Below are 16,035 nucleotides of genomic sequence, written 5' to 3' on the forward strand. Positions count from 1 at the left end.
ACCGCGAATGCGTGCGACACCCTGTGGATAACTTTATCCACAGGGGTCGCGGGATACGGCCGTCCCGCGAGACCGTCGAGCCATGAACACGCACAAGCACCACGAACCGACCGGATCCGCCGACGAGCAGCGCATCACCCTGCGCAGCCCCTCCGAACTCGCGGACGCCCTGCCGTACGTGCTCGGCTTCCACCCCGACGACTCGGTCGTCATGGTCGCGCTCCACGGCGAGCGGGGACGCTTCGGCGGGCGGCTCAGGCTCGGCATCCCGCGCTCGCCGCAGGAGTGGCCGCCGGTGGCCGAGCAGCTCGCCGACTGCCTGATCGACGGCAGCGAGCGGCGCGGCTCCCGGCCCGACGGCGTGGTCGCCTTTCTCTGCCAGGACCCGGCGGAGGGGGAGACCGGCCGGCAGGTGATGGAGCGCCTCCGCCCTTTCGCGCAGCGGCTGCGGACCGCCTGCGGACGTCTCGACGTGCCCGTGCACGAGGTGCTCTGCATCTCCGGCGGGCGCTTCTGGTCCTACTGCTGCCCCGACACCCGCTGCTGCCCGCCCGAGGGCACCGGGCTGGCTCTGCCGGGCACCTCGGTGATGGCCGCGGCCGCCACCTACGCGGGGGTCCAGGTCCGGGGATCGCTGCGCGAGATGGAGGCCCGTCTGGAACCCTGGCGCACCCCGGCCGCCGAGGAACAGGAACGCGCGCTCGACGACGCGGGCACCGCGCTCGTCCCCAGGATCCTGACCGGCGGGAGCCGGGAGAAGGTCGGCGCGGAGACCCTGAAGCTGGCCCGGGACCTGAGGGACAGGCTGGCCCGGGCGGAGCGGCCCCGGGGCGCGGCGCCCGCCCGGCAGGACGCCGAGGACGACCGGCTGATCGGCAACGAGGAGGCGGCGGCCGTGATTCTCGGCCTCCAGGACCGGGAGACCCGGGACCGTGCCGCCGAGTGGATGGAAGGCGCGGAGGCCGCGCCCGCGCTGCGGCTCTGGCGCGCGCTCTCCCGGCGCTGCGTCGGCTCGTACGCCGAACACGCGGCGGCCCCGCTGGCCCTGGCGGGCTGGGTCGCCTGGTCCACCGGCGACGAGCCCGGCGCCCGGGTCGCCCTCGGGCTCGCCCTGCGGCTCGACCCGAAGTATGTCTTCGCCCAACTCCTGCACCAGGCGTGCAACGAGGGGCTGGACCCGGAGGCGCTGCGCCACTGTCTGCGGGAGGAACGCGTCAGCCGCGGGCCGGCCGGCACCCGCGGGCCCGGCGGGCGGGCCGGGCGGGCAGGACGCGTGGTGGGGCGTCCGGCCGCGGGGACGCGGCGGCCGAAGTCCCCGCGGGTCCTGCCGCGGACAGGACCCCGGGCCGGTGCGCGGACGGGCCGGGACCGCGCGGGACGGAGCGGACAGCGCGGAAGCAGGACCGGGCGATGACCGCCGGGGCGAGCGGGCGGGCCGCACCGGCGGACACCCCGGCGGCGCATCCGTACGGACCCGGGCGCGGTCCCGGGTCCGGGCCCGGGTGACGGGCCCCGGAGAGGCGGGTGTGCGGATGGCCGAGAAGCACCGGACGAGGTTGCGCGAAGGAGTGTTTATCGTCAGGGAGACGACTATGATCGGCGCATGCCCCCCTACGACCCGTCGGCCTTTCCTGCGTTCGCTGTCACCGTCGATCTGGTCGTGCTCACCGTGCGCCGCCACGCGCTCTGCGCGCTGGTCGTGCGGCGCGGAGAGCCGCCCTTCCAGGGCCGGTGGGCACTGCCCGGCGGATTCGTCCGGGGTGACGAGGACCTCGCCGCGGCGGCGGCGCGTGAGCTGTCCGAGGAGACCGGGCTCTGCGCGCACGACCCGGTGTCCCCGGCGCCGGGGAACGCGGCCCATCTCGAACAGCTCGCCACCTACGGGGACCCCGGGCGGGACCCCAGGATGCGGGTGGTCAGCGTCGCCCATCTGGCGCTGTCCCCCGACCTTCCGGCGCCCCGGGCCGGGGGAGACGCCAACAGCGCGCGCTGGGCCCCGGTCGACGCCCTGCTCGGCCAGGAGGGCGGGTTCGCCCGGGAGGACGAGCAGCCCGCACCGCTCGCCTTCGACCACGCGCGGATCCTGGCGGACGGAGTGGAGCGCGCCCGGTCCAAAATCGAATACTCCTCGCTGGCCACGGCGTTCTGCCCGTCCGAGTTCACCGTCGGCGAGCTGCGCCGGGTGTACGAGGCGGTGTGGGGGGTGGCGCTCGACCCCCGTAACTTCCACCGCAAGGTGACGGGCACACCGGGCTTCCTGGTCCCGTCGGGCGGCACCACCACCCGGCAGGGCGGCCGGCCCGCCCAGTTGTTCCGGGCCGGCGGGGCGACCGTGCTCAACCCGCCGATGCTGCGCCCCGAGGTCTGAGCCCCGAAGTCCCGGGGCCCGGCCGGGGCTTCGGGGTCCGGGGGCGCCGGATCGGGGCGCGGGCCGGACACCCGGCGCATGCCCTACGTCGCAAGTCGGACATATAGCGTTATCTTGCTGGGGTATCCGCTCCGCAGCCGAGCGGTCTCACCTCTTCCGCGAGAGAAGCGATGCTCCAGGCCATCGGACTGACCAGTGCCCCCCGTCGAGACCTCACCCCCGCCGTGGACGATCTGACCTTCGAGGCCCCGCCGGGCTCCGTCACCGCGCTGCTCGGTGCCCCCGGAGCCGGAAAGACCACGGCGCTCCGGCTGATGCTCGCACTCGAACCGGGGCGCGGCGTCACCTACTTCCGGGGCAGGCCGCTCCACCGCATCGGCCACCCGGCCCGGGAGATCGGGGTGCTCCTCGGCGATGTGCCGGGTCATCCCGCGCGTACCGCCAGGGGGCAGCTCAGGATGGTCTGCGCCGCCGCGGGCGTGCCCGCCTCGCGCGCCGACGAACTCCTCGACGTCGTCGGTCTCGGCGCGCTGCGCGACGAGCGTCTCGGCTCGCTCTCGCTCGGCATGGACCGCAGGCTCGGGCTCGCCTCCGCGCTGCTGGGCGACCCGCACACCCTGCTGCTGGACGCGCCCTCGGCGGGTCTCTCGCCCCGCGAGAACAGCTGGCTGCACGGACTGCTGCGCGCCCACGCGGGACACGGCGGCACCGTGCTCTACACCACCAGCGACCCCAAGGAGGCGGCCAGGACCGCCGACCGGGTCGTCACCGTCGACGGGGGCCGGCTCGTCGCCGACCAGGACGCGGCCTCCTTCGCCCGCACCCGGCTGCGGCCCCGGGTCGCCGTCACGACGCCGCACGCCGCACGCCTGGCGGACGCGCTCAACCGCGAGGCCCGCGCGGGCCGGCGCTCCGTCGAGGTGGTCGCGGAGGAGGGCGCGGGCAGTCTGCTCACCGTCTACGGCAGCAGCTGCCCGGAGGTCGGCGAGACCGCGTTCCGGCACGGCGTGCTGGTCCATCGGCTCGCCGACGAGATCGGCGACACCGGGCCCGTCGCCGCCCCTTCCGCCATGCCCGCACCCGCTGCCGCCGGTGCTCCCGCCGTCCCCCGTCCCGTCGGCGGCGGGACGGTTTCGCTGCCGCCCTTGTCCGCGCGTCCGGTCCGCAGCCCGCTCCGGCCGGTGCGCTACGAACTCCGCCGTATGTGCGGGGTGCGGTCCGCGCCGCTGATCGCCGCCGCCGTCCTCGTCGCGTCCGTCGCCCTAGCCGTACCCCTCGCCCGGACCGGAGGCACCCCGCTGCCCGGGCTGCTGGCGGCCTGGCCCGCGCTCCTGCCGCTGCCCCCCGCGGCCCTCGGCGCCGGACTGCTCGGCGCGCTCTCCTTCGGCGACGAGTACCGCTACCCGGCGCTCGCCGGGGCGCGCGGCACCGTGCCGCGTCGCCTCGGCCTGCTGGTCGCCAAGCTCGCCGTGACGGGGGTCGCGGCCCTGCTGCTCGCCGCCCTGTCGGTGGTGGCCGACGCCGGGGCGCTGCGGCTCGTGTACGGCGCCGCCGCCGTGCCCGTACCCGGCAACTGGCCCGTACTGAGCGCCGGTTGGGCCGGGCTGGCCGTCGGCTGCGCCTGGGCGGGGCTGCTGGGCGCCGGGATCTTCCGCGTCACCATCGCCGGAATGGCCGCCGTCGTCGCCGTACCGACCCTGGTCGGTCCCCTCGTACAGAAGGCGCTCACCGGACCGTCCGTGCGTTCGGTCGTCGGACTCCCGGGCAGGCTGCGGGAGCTGGCCTGGCCCGCGTGGCCGCACCGGATCGACCACTGGCTGACGGCCGCGGCCGGACTCGTCGCCCAGCCGGTCGCGGCGGCGCTCGCGCTGTCGCTGTCCGTCCTGCTCTGCGCGTATCTGCTCACCGGCCTTCGCCGGAGGGCCCGTTGGTGACCGCCGGGCGACCGGACGGTACGGAGGTGTCCGCAACTACCCCGATAACGCCCGCTTCTTTCCGATAAGGCGTCAATCGAGGGGTGGGTGCCGATCACCCTTTCGTGTGCTTTTCACCAAAGACCTCAAGGCTCGTGGAATCAGCGCCGACAAAGGATGCGTGAGTACCCTTGCGCACACCATGATGACCGCCGCCCGCTCCGTCGAGTCCGGCCTCGCCGACCCGGGCGGAATCGACCGCTACCCCTATGCGGAGGCGCCCGGCGCCGACCGCGTGCCCGCCCCTGTCTGGGACGGCGCCGACACCGATCTGGGCCGGGTGGGACGCCGTACGGCGAGCAGCCGCGGACGCGGGCTGCACGGCCAACTCGTCCAGCAGCTGGGGCAGATGATCGTCTCCGGCGACCTGGGCGCCGACCGGCCGCTCGTACCGGAGGAGATCGGACAGCGTTTCGAGGTCTCCCGCACGGTGGTGCGGGAGTCGCTGCGCGTCCTTGAGGCCAAGGGGCTCGTGAGCGCCAGGCCCAATGTCGGCACCCGGGTCCGGCCCGTCAGTGACTGGAATCTGCTCGACCCGGACATCATCGAATGGCGCGCCTTCGGACCGCAGCGCGACGACCAGCGCCGCGAGCTGAGCGAGCTGCGCTGGACGATCGAGCCCCTCGCCGCGCGGCTGGCGGCCGGCCACGGCAGGGCGGACGTCCAGCAGCGGCTCGTCGACATGGTCGGGATCATGGGGCACGCCCTCGCCCAGGGCGACGCGATCACCTTCTCGCGGGCGGACGCCGAATACCACTCCCTGCTGATCCAGCTCGCCGGCAACCGGATGCTCGAACACCTCTCGGGCATCGTCTCGGCCGCCCTTCAGGTCTCCGGCGGCCCGATCGCCGGATGCGACCGCCCGACCGAGGCGTCGCTCGGCCACCATGTGCGGATCTCGGACGCGCTGGGCGCGGGCGACGGGGCCGCCGCGGAGTCGGCCATGCGTCAGTTGCTGACCGTCCAGCCGGAAGTGGAGCGCGTCGTTCCGGCGCCGCGCGAGCACTGAGCGCCTCCGCCCCGGGCCGGGGCGGGGCGTACGGGGAGGTACGCATCGTGTGTCGCCGGATCCCGGGGGTCCGGCGATGCGATCGTGATGCCTTACATCCCGCTTCTGGTCGCTTGTCGCAAATGGGGTGTGACTCGGGCCACGCGGATTGGGCGTAACACTCCTGGAGACAGTGCGATGACCTAAGAGGTGACAGCCGAGGAAGGAATACGCCCGCCACATGTGGCGCTGTATTCAGCTCCGAGGTCCAGCCCGCGCCGTCGGCACATCCCCAGCCGACGGTCGTCGGCTCCGGCCCGATCATGGGCGGGGCCGGAAGCCGTTTCCATCGTTCCGAGAGGTTGTTCGTGTCGGCCAGCACATCCCGTACCCTCCCGCCGGAGATCGCCGAGTCCGTGTCTGTGATGGCGCTCATCGAGCGAGGAAAGGCTGATGGGCAGATCGCCGGCGATGACGTGCGTCGCGCCTTCGAGGCCGACCAGATTCCGCCAACCCAGTGGAAGAACGTTCTGCGCAGCCTCAACCAGATCCTCGAGGAAGAGGGTGTGACGCTGATGGTCAGTGCCGCGGAGTCGCCGAAGCGCACCCGCAAGAGCGTCGCAGCGAAGAGCCCGGTCAAGCGCACCGCCACCAAGACCGTCGCGGCCAAGACGACCACGACGAGGACCGTCGCGGCCGCCACCACCGCCTCGGCCGCCGAGACCGCGGAGGCCGGCGACGCCGCGCCCCCCGCCAAGAAGGCCGCCGCGAAGAAGACCGTGGCCAAGAAGGCGACGGTCAAGAAGACCGCGGCCAAGAAGACCACAGCGAAGAAGACCACCGGCAAGAAGGACGCCGACGAGGTCGACGGCGAAGAGCCGACCGAGGAGCTCCAGGCCGGCAAGGGCGAGGAGGAGGAGACCGAGGGCGAGAACAAGGGCTTCGTCCTCTCCGACGACGACGAGGACGACGCGCCCGCTCAGCAGGTCGCCGTCGCCGGTGCCACCGCCGACCCGGTCAAGGACTACCTCAAGCAGATCGGCAAGGTCCCGCTCCTCAACGCGGAGCAGGAGGTCGAGCTGGCCAAGCGCATCGAGGCCGGTCTCTTCGCCGAGGACAAGCTCGCCAACTCCGACAAGCTGGCCCCCAAGCTCAAACGCGAGCTGGAGATCATCGCCGAGGACGGCCGGCGCGCCAAGAACCACCTGCTGGAGGCCAACCTCCGGCTCGTGGTCTCGCTGGCCAAGCGCTACACGGGCCGCGGCATGCTCTTCCTGGACCTGATCCAGGAGGGCAACCTCGGTCTGATCCGCGCGGTCGAGAAGTTCGACTACACCAAGGGCTACAAGTTCTCCACGTACGCCACCTGGTGGATCCGGCAGGCGATCACCCGCGCCATGGCCGACCAGGCCCGCACCATCCGTATCCCGGTGCACATGGTCGAGGTCATCAACAAGCTCGCCCGTGTGCAGCGCCAGATGCTCCAGGACCTGGGCCGCGAGCCCACCCCGGAGGAGCTGGCCAAGGAACTCGACATGACCCCCGAGAAGGTCATCGAGGTCCAGAAGTACGGCCGCGAGCCGATCTCGCTGCACACTCCGCTCGGTGAGGACGGGGACAGCGAGTTCGGTGACCTCATCGAGGACTCCGAGGCGGTCGTCCCGGCCGACGCCGTGAGCTTCACGCTCCTCCAGGAGCAGCTGCACTCGGTGCTCGACACGCTGTCCGAGCGTGAGGCGGGCGTGGTCTCCATGCGCTTCGGTCTCACCGACGGCCAGCCCAAGACGCTGGACGAGATCGGCAAGGTCTACGGAGTGACGCGCGAGCGCATTCGTCAGATCGAGTCGAAGACCATGTCGAAGCTGCGCCACCCGTCGCGGTCCCAGGTGCTGCGCGACTACCTGGACTGATCACTCCTGGACTGATCGAGGGGGGCGCGCGAAGCGCTCGCCGAAGACCCGGACGCCTCCTGGCTCCGGGTCTTCGCGTTGCGCGCCGGGGTGCGGGACGCGACCGGTTGAATGACTCTGGGTAGGTCATTGCCCACCGGAGAGTCAGGAGCCCGAATGCGTCGTTCCCTTGCCCGAGTGCTGTCCGCGGGGGTGGTCATGGCCGCGGCGGGTGCCGCGCTGCCGCTCGCCACCGCCGGACCGGCTGCCGCCGATCGGGTGGTGATCGGCGGCCGGCCGGTGAAGGCGGCCGACAGCCCCTGGGTCGTGGCCGTGTCGAGCCGTGAGCGGTTCGGCACCTCGCGGGCGGGCCAGTTCTGCGGAGGCGTGGTGGTGGCGCCGACGAAAGTGCTCACCGCGGCCCACTGCATGGGCGTGGACGCCCTCGGGGTACGCCCGGAGGAGATGCGGGACCTGAGGGTCATCGCGGGCCGCGAGCGGCTGCGTGGCAGTGGCGGGCGGGAGGTGGCGGTCCGCTCCGTCTTCGTCGATCCGGCGTACGAGCCGGGGCGCGGCGGGCCGGATCTGGCGGTGCTCACCCTGGCCGGACCGCTGCCCGAGACATACGCGATCCAGCCCGCGGAGCCCGGTGATCCGGCCGCGGCGCCCGGCACGGCGGCGGCCGTCTACGGCTGGGGCGACACCTCGGGGGACGGCGACTATGCCACGGTGCTGCGCTCCGCGTCCGTCACGGTGCTGCCGGACGCGAACTGTGAGCGGGCGTATCCGGGCGGTGTCGGGGACCGCTATGAATCGGCCACCATGCTCTGCGCGGGCGATACGGCGGGCGGGCACGACGCGTGCCAGGGGGACAGCGGTGGGCCGCTGGTGGCCCAGGGGCGGCTCATCGGGCTGGTGTCCTGGGGGAGCGGCTGCGGGCGGGCCGACAGTCCGGGTGTCTACACCCGTGTGACCACGGGGGCGCGGCCGATCGCCGACGCGGTCGGGGCGCGCGTACCGAGGTGAGCGCGCCCGGAGCGTGGCTCCGGAGCGGGGCCGCTCCGGGTGCGGGCCGGGGCCCGCGATGACGAGAACGGGCGGCCACCCCGCGGTGCGGGGTTGGTCGCCCGTCGGTCGGTACAGGACCGGCCCTTGGCTCGTCGTGGATGCGAGGTGTCAGCGTTCCTCTTCACCGCCGCCGGCCGGTACGGCCGTCAGTCGGTCGGTCTCATCCTGTATTTCCGCGGCGATCTTCTTGAGTTCCGGCTCGAACTTGCGACCGTGGTGGGCGCAGAAGAGCAGTTCGCCACCGCTGGACAGGAGGACGCGCAGATATGCCTGGGCGCCGCACCGGTCGCAGCGGTCAGCCGCGGTCAGCGGGCTCGCGGGGGTCAGAACAGTAGTCACGTCGCCTCTTCTCTAGCTCGACGAGCTGTCGTACCAGGGTCAACATCCAACCAGGCCGAAAACGTTCCCGCTCGCGGCTTTTCCTCGAAACTTTCTTCCGTGGTGGCCGGGTGATGACGGTTGGCGGCGAATGGGCCGTATTGCTCCGCTGGGCTTCGCGCTACGGGTTTCGCATTTTGACGTCGCTTGCGTTGCTTGTTCGGGGGTGCCCTCGTCCGGCTGGCTTGCCGTTTGTTGATGAGGACGTGCCCGGAGCCTAAATGGTTCATGCCTGGAAGGGAACGTGATGTGTGCTTCACTCCAACGAAGGATCGAACACCTATGCGACGTTGGACTAGCATAAGAAGGCGACGAGGGTGGCGTGACAACGGCTCTACCAGGCATCTGTACCCTCTGACCGGTGACAGACGCCGGGCCTTTACCCCACGGGGCCACATCTCAAATTCAGCGAGGAGCGAACCGCGTGACCGCCGATACGTCCGTGCCGTCCACAGCGCTGCTGACAGCAGACCGTGACGGCTCCAACTACACCGCGCGGCACCTGCTCGTCCTTGAGGGGCTCGAAGCGGTCCGCAAGCGCCCCGGAATGTACATCGGCTCGACCGACAGTCGCGGCCTGATGCACTGCCTCTGGGAAATCATCGACAACTCCGTCGACGAGGCCCTGGGCGGCTACTGCGACCACATCGACGTCACCCTCCACGAGGACGGCTCCGTCGAGGTCAAGGACAACGGCCGGGGCATCCCCGTCGACGTCGAGCCCAAGACGGGTCTCTCCGGCGTCGAGGTCGTGATGACCAAGCTGCACGCCGGCGGAAAGTTCGGCGGCGGCTCGTACGCCGCGTCGGGCGGTCTGCACGGCGTGGGCGCCTCCGTGGTCAACGCGCTCTCCGCCCGGCTGGACGTCGAGGTGGACCGCAACAGCTCCACCCACGCCATCAGCTTCCGGCGCGGTGTGCCCGGAATGTTCACCGAGCAGGGCCCCGACAGCCCCTTCGACCCGGCGAACGGACTGCGCAAGGCCAAGCGCGTGCCCAAGACCCGCACCGGCACCCGGGTGCGCTACTGGGCCGACCGGCAGATCTTCCTCAAGGACGCCAGGCTCTCCCTGGAGACGCTCCACCAGCGCGCCCGCCAGACCGCCTTCCTGGTCCCCGGACTGACCATCGTCGTCAGGGACCAGCGCGCGGCCGGCGAGAACGAGAGCGGCGGCGCGGCCGAGGAGACCTTCCGCTTCGACGGCGGCATCAGCGAGTTCTGCGAGTACCTGGCGCAGGACAAGGCCGTCTGCGACGTGCTGCGGCTGACCGGCCAGGGCACCTTCAAGGAGACCGTGCCGGTCCTCGACGACCGGGGGCACATGACGCCCACCGAGGTCACCCGCGAGCTGGGCGTCGATGTCGCCCTGCGCTGGGGCACCGGGTACGAGACCGCGGTCAAGTCGTTCGTGAACATCATCGCCACCCCCAAGGGCGGCACCCATGTGAGCGGATTCGAGCGGTCCCTGACCAGAACGGTCAACGAGGTGCTGCGCTCGGCCAAGATGCTGCGCGTCGCCGAGGACGACATCGTCAAGGACGACGCCCTGGAAGGGCTCACCGCCGTGGTCACGGTACGGCTCGCCGAGCCGCAGTTCGAGGGCCAGACCAAGGAAGTCCTCGGCACGTCGGCGGCCAACCGGATCGTCTCCAACGTCATCGCCAAGGAACTCAAGGCGTTCCTGACCTCGACGAAGCGCGATGCCAAGGCGCAGGCCCGCGCCGTGCTGGAGAAGGCCGTCGCGGCCGCCCGTACCCGGATCGCGGCCCGCCAGCACAAGGACGCGCAGCGCAGGAAGACGGCGCTGGAGACCTCCTCGCTGCCCGCCAAGCTCGCCGACTGCCGCAGCGACGACGTGGAGCGCAGCGAACTGTTCATCGTGGAGGGCGACTCCGCGCTCGGCACGGCCAAGCTCGCCCGGAACAGCGAGTTCCAGGCCCTGCTGCCCATCCGCGGCAAGATCCTCAACGTCCAGAAGTCGTCCGTGACGGACATGCTCAAGAACGCCGAGTGCGGCGCGATCATCCAGGTCATAGGGGCCGGTTCCGGCCGGACGTTCGATCTCGACGCGGCCCGTTACGGCAAGATCGTGCTCCTGGTCGACGCCGATGTGGACGGCGCGCACATCCGCTGTCTGCTGCTGACGCTCTTCCAGCGCTACATGCGGCCCATGGTCGCGGCGGGCCGGGTCTTCGCGGCCGTACCGCCGCTGCACCGGATCGAGCTGGTGCAGCCCAAGAAGGGCCAGGACAAGTACGTGTACACGTACTCGGACAACGAGCTGCGCCAGACCCTGCTCCAGTTCCAGCGCAAGAACGTCCGCTTCAAGGACTCCATCCAGCGCTACAAGGGCCTGGGCGAGATGGACGCCGACCAGCTCGCGGAGACCACCATGGACCCGCGCTTCCGCACGCTGCGGCGGATCAACATCGGGGACCTGGAGTCGTCCGAGCAGGTCTTCGACCTGCTGATGGGCAACGAGGTGGCGCCGCGCAAGGAGTTCATCACCAGCTCGGCGGCGACGCTCGACCGCTCGCGCATCGACGCCTGAGACCGCTTCTTGCGACACGGCCTCCACCCATGGGTGGAGGCCGTTGTTCCACCCCCGGTCAACCCCCGCGCCGATGCTCTGACCTGGGTCTTCTCCGTAACGTCGAAGTCGTCGAACTTCTCGTTCCCGGAGGCTTCCCATGTCACTCGTCAACCTGCTGACGATCGTCGCCGTCGTCGCGTGGGTCGTGACCCGTCAGCTCAAGGCCCAGCAGATCACGGCCGACGGCCGGAAGTGGCTGGTGCTGCCCGTCGTCCTGGCGGTCTTCGCCCTGCGCGAGCCCCGGCTCCTCGACCCGCACCACCCGGCGCTCGCCGCGCTGCTGATCGGCGTCGAGCTGCTGGTGGGGGCGCTCATGGGGCTGGGCTGGGCCTGGACCAGCCGGGTCTGGGCGGGCCAGGACGGCACGACGGTGTGGTCCAAGGGCACGAAGGCGACCGCGGCGGTCTGGGGCGTGGGTATCGCGGTCCGGCTCGGGCTGCTGGGCGTCGGCGCGCTGCTCGGCGTCCACCAGGGCAGCGGGGCCCTGCTGCTCGCCTTCGCCGCCACCCTGCTGGTCCGCGGCGGTGTGCTGGTGTGGCGGGCGCGCGGCGTCCGGCTCCCGGCCGGCCCGCGCGCGTCGTACGGTGACCAGGTGGCCGCCTCGCCGTGGAAGGACCGTGTGTGACGCCCCAGCCCTGGACGAACTGGCCCTCGCGGGAGGCCCTCTTCCGCGTGGGTCTGACCGACGCCAGAAGGCGGCTGGGCCGTCTCGTACGGCTGCTGGTCTGCGGCGCGCTGCTGTGGTCGACTTTCAGCCAGCGGCATGTCTCCGGCTGGGGCGTCGTCGCCGCCGCGGCCGGGGTCCTCGCGGTCGGCGTCTGCGCCTGGGCGTTCTACCGCACCACGCTGAGCCACCGGCTGTGGGCCTCGGTGGCGCTGCTCGTCCTGCTGCTGGGCGCGGCCTTCGGGGCGGACCGGGCGGGGTTCGGGACCGCCGCCGTCGTGCTGTGGTGCGCTTGCACAGTCACCTGTATCCAGCGGCTGCCGCTGTTCGTCGCGCTGCCCACCGCGCTCATCGCGTTCGCCGGGTACACGGTCATGACCGGCGACGACCTGCTGTCCGCGCTGATCACCACGGCGGGGCTCTGCCTCGGCGGCTATGTCCTGCGGCTGGACGCCGACTCGCGCAGCACCGCCCACCGGCTGCTGGCGCAGGAGCGCGCCGCCCGCGCGGCCGAGACGCAGTCCGCCGCGCTCGCGGAGCGGGCCAGGATCGCCCGGGACATCCATGACGTGCTGGCCCACAGCCTCTCCGCGCAGCTCGTCCATCTGGAGGCGGCCCGGCTGCGGATCGAGCGGGAGCCGCACGGCCCGTTCCGCGACCAGATCCTGGAGCGGGTCGTCGCGGCGCGCTCCATGGCGCGCGAAGGGCTCGCCGAGACCCGCCAGGCGCTCTCCGCGCTGCGCGGCGAGATGGCGCCCCTTGAGGACTTCCTCCGCGAAGCGGCCGCCGTGGACGGCGCGGAGGTGGCGGTCGACGGGGTGCCGCGCCCGCTGCCCGCCGAGGTCTCGCAGACCGTGCGCCGGGTCGCGCAGGAGGCGCTCACCAACGTACGGAAGCACGCCCCCGGCGCCCGGGTGTGGATCCGGCTCGCGTACGGCGCGGACGAGGTCACCCTGGTCGTACGGGACTCCGGCGGCCGTGCGACCGGACCGGCCGGTCTGCCGGGCTCCGGCTCCGGGTACGGTCTGCTGGGAATGCGGGAGCGCGCCGAACTGCTCGGCGGCGCTCTGGAGGCGGGCCCGGCGACGGCAGGGGCCGGGGACGGTCCCGGGGGCTCCGGCGAGAAAGGTTTCAGCGTGCGGCTGCGAGTGCCCGTATGACGGCCCGGGTGGTCGTGGCCGACGACCAGGCGGTGGTGCGCGAGGGCATCGTGATGCTGCTCGGCCTGCTGCCGGGCATCGAGGTGGTCGGCGCGGCCGGGGACGGCGAGGAGGCCGTCGCGCTGGTGGCCGGACTCGCGCCCGATGTCGTCCTGATGGACCTGCGGATGCCCCGCTGCGACGGTGTGGAGGCCACCCGGCGGATCCGCCGTGACCATCCGGGCACCCAGGTCGTCGTGCTCACGACCTACGCCGATGACGACTCGCTCTTTGCCGCCCTCCAGGCCGGGGCGCGCGGCTATCTCACCAAGGACGCCCAGGGCGAGGAGATCGTCCGGGCCATCGAGGACGTGATGGCCGGTCAGGCGGGGCTCGCCCCCGCCGTCCAGCGCAGACTGCTGGAACGGGTCACCGCCCCGCCCGGCCGGACCGCCCCCGCCGAACTGCCCGACGGGCTCACCGCGCGGGAGGCCGAGGTGCTCTCCCTGGTCGCCGAGGGGCTCTCGAACAAGGAGATCGCACAGCAGCTGCACATCGGGGCGGCCACGGTGAAGACCCACATCAACAACCTCTTCGCCAAGACCGGGGTACGCGACCGCGCGCAGGCCGTCCGCTACGCCTATCAGCGCGGCCTGATCCCACCACCTGGGACATCTATCACCTGAAGAGGTGAAATCGGTGGCGAAGAGGAGCCAAGGCTCCACCCCCGCCGCTTTCCTTGCAACGCGGCCGGAACGGTTCGCTGACAAGGAGAGTTGACCGGTGGAGAAGCAGGAAGGGCGCGCCGCCTCAGCGGTGCGGCTCGACGACCCGTGGTATGACGCACTGGCCTCGGACTGGGGCGAACCGGACGGTACGGGCGGTACGGGCGGCGGTACGGGCGCGCCCCTGGCGGCCGGAGGCGCCGGTACGGGCACGGGCACCGGCACCGGCACCGGCGCCCCGAGCGCCTCGGACATCTACCGGGAGGTCCAGCGCAGCGCCGCCTTCCAGGAGGTACGCGGCCGGTACCGCAGGTTCGTCGTCCCCGCCTCGCTCGCCTTCCTCACCTGGTACCTCGCGTATGTCGTGGCCGCGACGACCGCGCCCGGGCTGATGGCGAGACCGGTGGCGGGCGCGGTGAACGTGGCGATGCTGGCCGGTCTCGGTCAGTTCCTCTCCACCTTTCTGCTGACCTGGGCCTACGTACGCCATGCCCGGCTGCACCGGGACCGCGCGGCGCTGGAACTGCGCTGGGCCGTGTTCGACCAGGAGCGCACAAATCAGGACCGTACGCAGCGGGAGCGCACGCACCAGGACCGTACGCACCACGACCGGACCTCTGGGGAGGCCGGCCGATGAGGGGCGACCACCAGACCCTGGCGCTGGTGCTCTTCAGCGCGTTCATCGCGGTCACCCTGGCCATCACCACCTGGGTGAGCCGCAACCGGCACGGCTCCGCCGAGGAGTTCTACGCCGGCGGCCGGCTGTTCTCGCCCATGGAGAACGGCTTCGCGATAGCCGGTGACTACATGTCCGCGGCCTCCTTCCTCGGCATCTCGGGCGTGATCGCCCTCTTCGGCTACGACGGCATGCTCTACTCCGTCGGATTCCTCGTCGCCTGGCTGGTCGTCCTGCTCCTCGTCGCCGAACTCGTCCGCAACTGCGGCCGTTTCACCCTCGCCGACGTGATCGCGGCCAGGATGCGCGAACGCCCCGTCCGGATCGCCGCCGGTACCTCCTCGGTCACCGTCTCCGTGCTCTATCTGGTGGCCCAGATGGTCGGCGCGGGCACGCTGGTGGCGCTGCTGCTCGGCTCCACGAGCGCGGCGGCCCGCGCCTGGACCGTGATCGGCGTGGGCGCGCTGATGGTCGTGTATGTCTCGTTCGGCGGAATGCGCGCCACGACCTGGATCCAGATCGTCAAGGCCGTCCTGCTGATGGCCGGGACGCTCACCCTGACCGCCATGGTCCTGATCCGGTTCCACGGCGACCTCAACGCGCTGCTCAACAGCGCCGTCGCGCACAGCGGCCACGGGCGGGAGTTCCTCGCGCCCGGGCTGAAGTACGGCGGCGGCTGGACCGCGCGCCTCGACTTCATCAGCCTCGGACTGGCCCTGGTCCTGGGCACGGCCGGACTGCCGCACATCCTCTCGCGCTTCTACACCGTGCCCACCGCGCGGGCCGCCCGCCGCTCGGTCGTCTGGTCCATCGGGCTCATCGGCGGCTTCTACCTGATGACGATCGTGCTCGGCTTCGGCGCGGCGGCGCTGGTGGGCTCCGACGCCGTACGCGCCTCCAACCCGGCCGGGAACACCGCCCTGCCGCTGCTCGCCCTCGAACTCGGCGGCGGCGCGGGCTCGACCGGCGGCACGGTGCTGTTCGCGGTGGTCGCGGCGATCGCCTTCGCCACCATCCTCGCCGTCGTCGCGGGCATCACGCTCGCCTCCTCGGCCTCCGTCGCCCACGATCTGTACGCCTCCCTGCGCCGCGCCGGCGGCCGGCCGCGCGGGGAGGTCGCCGTGGCGCGGGTGGCGGCGGCCGGGATCGGCGCGGTCGCCATCGGGCTGAGCCTGCTCGCCCAGGAGCTGAACGTCGCCTTCCTGGTGGGGCTCGCCTTCGCGGTCGCCGCCTCCGCGAACCTGCCCGTCCTGCTCTACTCACTGTTCTGGCGGAACTTCACCACGCGCGGCGCCGTCTGGTCCGTGTACGGCGGGCTGATCCCGGCCGTCCTGCTGGTGATCGTCTCGCCCGTGGTCTCCGGAAGCCCCGAGGCGCTCTTCCCCGGGCTCGACTTCCATGTCTTCCCGCTCCAGAACCCGGGGCTGGTCTCCGTCCCGCTGGGCTTCCTGGCGGGCTGGATCGGCACCGTCACCTCGGGGGAGCCGCCGGACGAGGCCAGGCACGCCGAGACCGAGGTCCGCTCGCTGACGGGCGCCGGGGCGGTCTGAGGCGCCGACGGACGCACCGTACGC

13 protein-coding genes are annotated in these 16,035 nt (G+C 72.1%); 12 read left to right on the forward strand and 1 reads right to left on the reverse strand.

Annotated elements, in window-relative coordinates; genetic code table 11:
- Window positions 1-82: 82 nt before the first annotated feature.
- From DVK44_RS26745 to DVK44_RS26770, 6 genes are all read left to right on the forward strand, one after another.
- Window positions 83-1,414: a DUF4192 domain-containing protein gene (locus tag DVK44_RS26745; RefSeq protein WP_114662705.1), complete on the forward strand. Its 1,332-nt coding sequence runs from the start codon at window positions 83-85 to the stop codon at window positions 1,412-1,414.
- A 189-nt stretch (window positions 1,415-1,603) separates the two neighbouring features.
- The gene (locus DVK44_RS26750; RefSeq protein ID WP_114662706.1) at window positions 1,604-2,368 is read left to right on the forward strand and encodes an NUDIX hydrolase; all 765 of its coding nucleotides are present in this window, start codon (window positions 1,604-1,606) and stop codon (window positions 2,366-2,368) included.
- Between the two features lie 170 nt (window positions 2,369-2,538).
- The gene (locus DVK44_RS26755; RefSeq protein WP_114662708.1) at window positions 2,539-4,302 is read left to right on the forward strand and encodes an ATP-binding cassette domain-containing protein; all 1,764 of its coding nucleotides are present in this window, start codon (window positions 2,539-2,541) and stop codon (window positions 4,300-4,302) included.
- A gap of 160 nt (window positions 4,303-4,462) precedes the next feature.
- Window positions 4,463-5,350: a FadR/GntR family transcriptional regulator gene (locus DVK44_RS26760; RefSeq protein ID WP_181957537.1), complete on the forward strand. Its 888-nt coding sequence runs from the start codon at window positions 4,463-4,465 to the stop codon at window positions 5,348-5,350.
- A gap of 347 nt (window positions 5,351-5,697) precedes the next feature.
- Window positions 5,698-7,239, forward strand: a complete 1,542-nt coding sequence (locus tag DVK44_RS26765; RefSeq protein ID WP_114665455.1) for an RNA polymerase sigma factor — start codon at window positions 5,698-5,700, stop codon at window positions 7,237-7,239.
- A 156-nt stretch (window positions 7,240-7,395) separates the two neighbouring features.
- Complete coding sequence (locus tag DVK44_RS26770; protein ID WP_114662712.1) at window positions 7,396-8,244, forward strand: S1 family serine peptidase; 849 nt, start codon at window positions 7,396-7,398, stop codon at window positions 8,242-8,244.
- A 150-nt stretch (window positions 8,245-8,394) separates the two neighbouring features.
- Here DVK44_RS26770 and DVK44_RS26775 read toward each other — a convergent pair whose 3' ends face one another.
- Window positions 8,395-8,625 (reverse strand): DUF7455 domain-containing protein, encoded by a 231-nt coding sequence (locus DVK44_RS26775; RefSeq protein ID WP_114662714.1) that lies wholly within the window; start codon window positions 8,623-8,625, stop codon window positions 8,395-8,397.
- A 463-nt stretch (window positions 8,626-9,088) separates the two neighbouring features.
- Here DVK44_RS26775 and DVK44_RS26780 point away from each other — a divergent pair, with 463 nt between their 5' ends.
- From DVK44_RS26780 to DVK44_RS26805, 6 genes are all read left to right on the forward strand, one after another.
- Window positions 9,089-11,215: a DNA gyrase/topoisomerase IV subunit B gene (locus tag DVK44_RS26780; protein WP_114662716.1), complete on the forward strand. Its 2,127-nt coding sequence runs from the start codon at window positions 9,089-9,091 to the stop codon at window positions 11,213-11,215.
- 139 nt (window positions 11,216-11,354) lie between these two features.
- Window positions 11,355-11,882, forward strand: a complete 528-nt coding sequence (locus DVK44_RS26785) for a DUF1453 family protein (protein WP_114662718.1) — start codon at window positions 11,355-11,357, stop codon at window positions 11,880-11,882.
- A complete protein-coding gene (locus tag DVK44_RS26790) occupies window positions 11,879-13,081 on the forward strand; it encodes a sensor histidine kinase (protein WP_114662720.1) in 1,203 nt (400 codons plus the stop codon). The genes DVK44_RS26785 and DVK44_RS26790 overlap by 4 nt, the downstream gene beginning before the upstream one ends.
- Window positions 13,078-13,746, forward strand: coding sequence for a response regulator (locus DVK44_RS26795; RefSeq protein WP_114662722.1), 669 nt, complete (start codon window positions 13,078-13,080; stop codon window positions 13,744-13,746). Before DVK44_RS26790 ends, DVK44_RS26795 begins: the two co-directional genes overlap by 4 nt.
- A gap of 97 nt (window positions 13,747-13,843) precedes the next feature.
- Window positions 13,844-14,422, forward strand: coding sequence for a DUF485 domain-containing protein (locus DVK44_RS26800; RefSeq protein WP_114662724.1), 579 nt, complete (start codon window positions 13,844-13,846; stop codon window positions 14,420-14,422).
- The gene (locus DVK44_RS26805) at window positions 14,419-16,011 is read left to right on the forward strand and encodes a solute symporter family protein (RefSeq protein ID WP_114662726.1); all 1,593 of its coding nucleotides are present in this window, start codon (window positions 14,419-14,421) and stop codon (window positions 16,009-16,011) included. Before DVK44_RS26800 ends, DVK44_RS26805 begins: the two co-directional genes overlap by 4 nt.
- Window positions 16,012-16,035 lie beyond the last annotated feature (24 nt).

The sequence above is a fragment of the Streptomyces paludis genome (genome assembly GCF_003344965.1).
GTDB classification, from domain to species: domain Bacteria; phylum Actinomycetota; class Actinomycetes; order Streptomycetales; family Streptomycetaceae; genus Streptomyces; species Streptomyces paludis.

What these genes read in the sequence shown, in the direction of transcription:
- DVK44_RS26745 (WP_114662705.1), top strand. Translation starts at nt 83, where the DNA reads ATGAACACGCACAAGCACCACGAACCGACCGGATCCGCCGACGAGCAG.
- DVK44_RS26750 (WP_114662706.1), top strand. Translation starts at nt 1,604, where the DNA reads ATGCCCCCCTACGACCCGTCGGCCTTTCCTGCGTTCGCTGTCACCGTC.
- DVK44_RS26770 (WP_114662712.1), top strand. Translation starts at nt 7,396, where the DNA reads ATGCGTCGTTCCCTTGCCCGAGTGCTGTCCGCGGGGGTGGTCATGGCC.
- DVK44_RS26795 (WP_114662722.1), top strand. Translation starts at nt 13,078, where the DNA reads ATGACGGCCCGGGTGGTCGTGGCCGACGACCAGGCGGTGGTGCGCGAG.
- DVK44_RS26755 (WP_114662708.1), top strand. Translation starts at nt 2,539, where the DNA reads ATGCTCCAGGCCATCGGACTGACCAGTGCCCCCCGTCGAGACCTCACC.
- DVK44_RS26805 (WP_114662726.1), top strand. Translation starts at nt 14,419, where the DNA reads ATGAGGGGCGACCACCAGACCCTGGCGCTGGTGCTCTTCAGCGCGTTC.
- DVK44_RS26785 (WP_114662718.1), top strand. Translation starts at nt 11,355, where the DNA reads ATGTCACTCGTCAACCTGCTGACGATCGTCGCCGTCGTCGCGTGGGTC.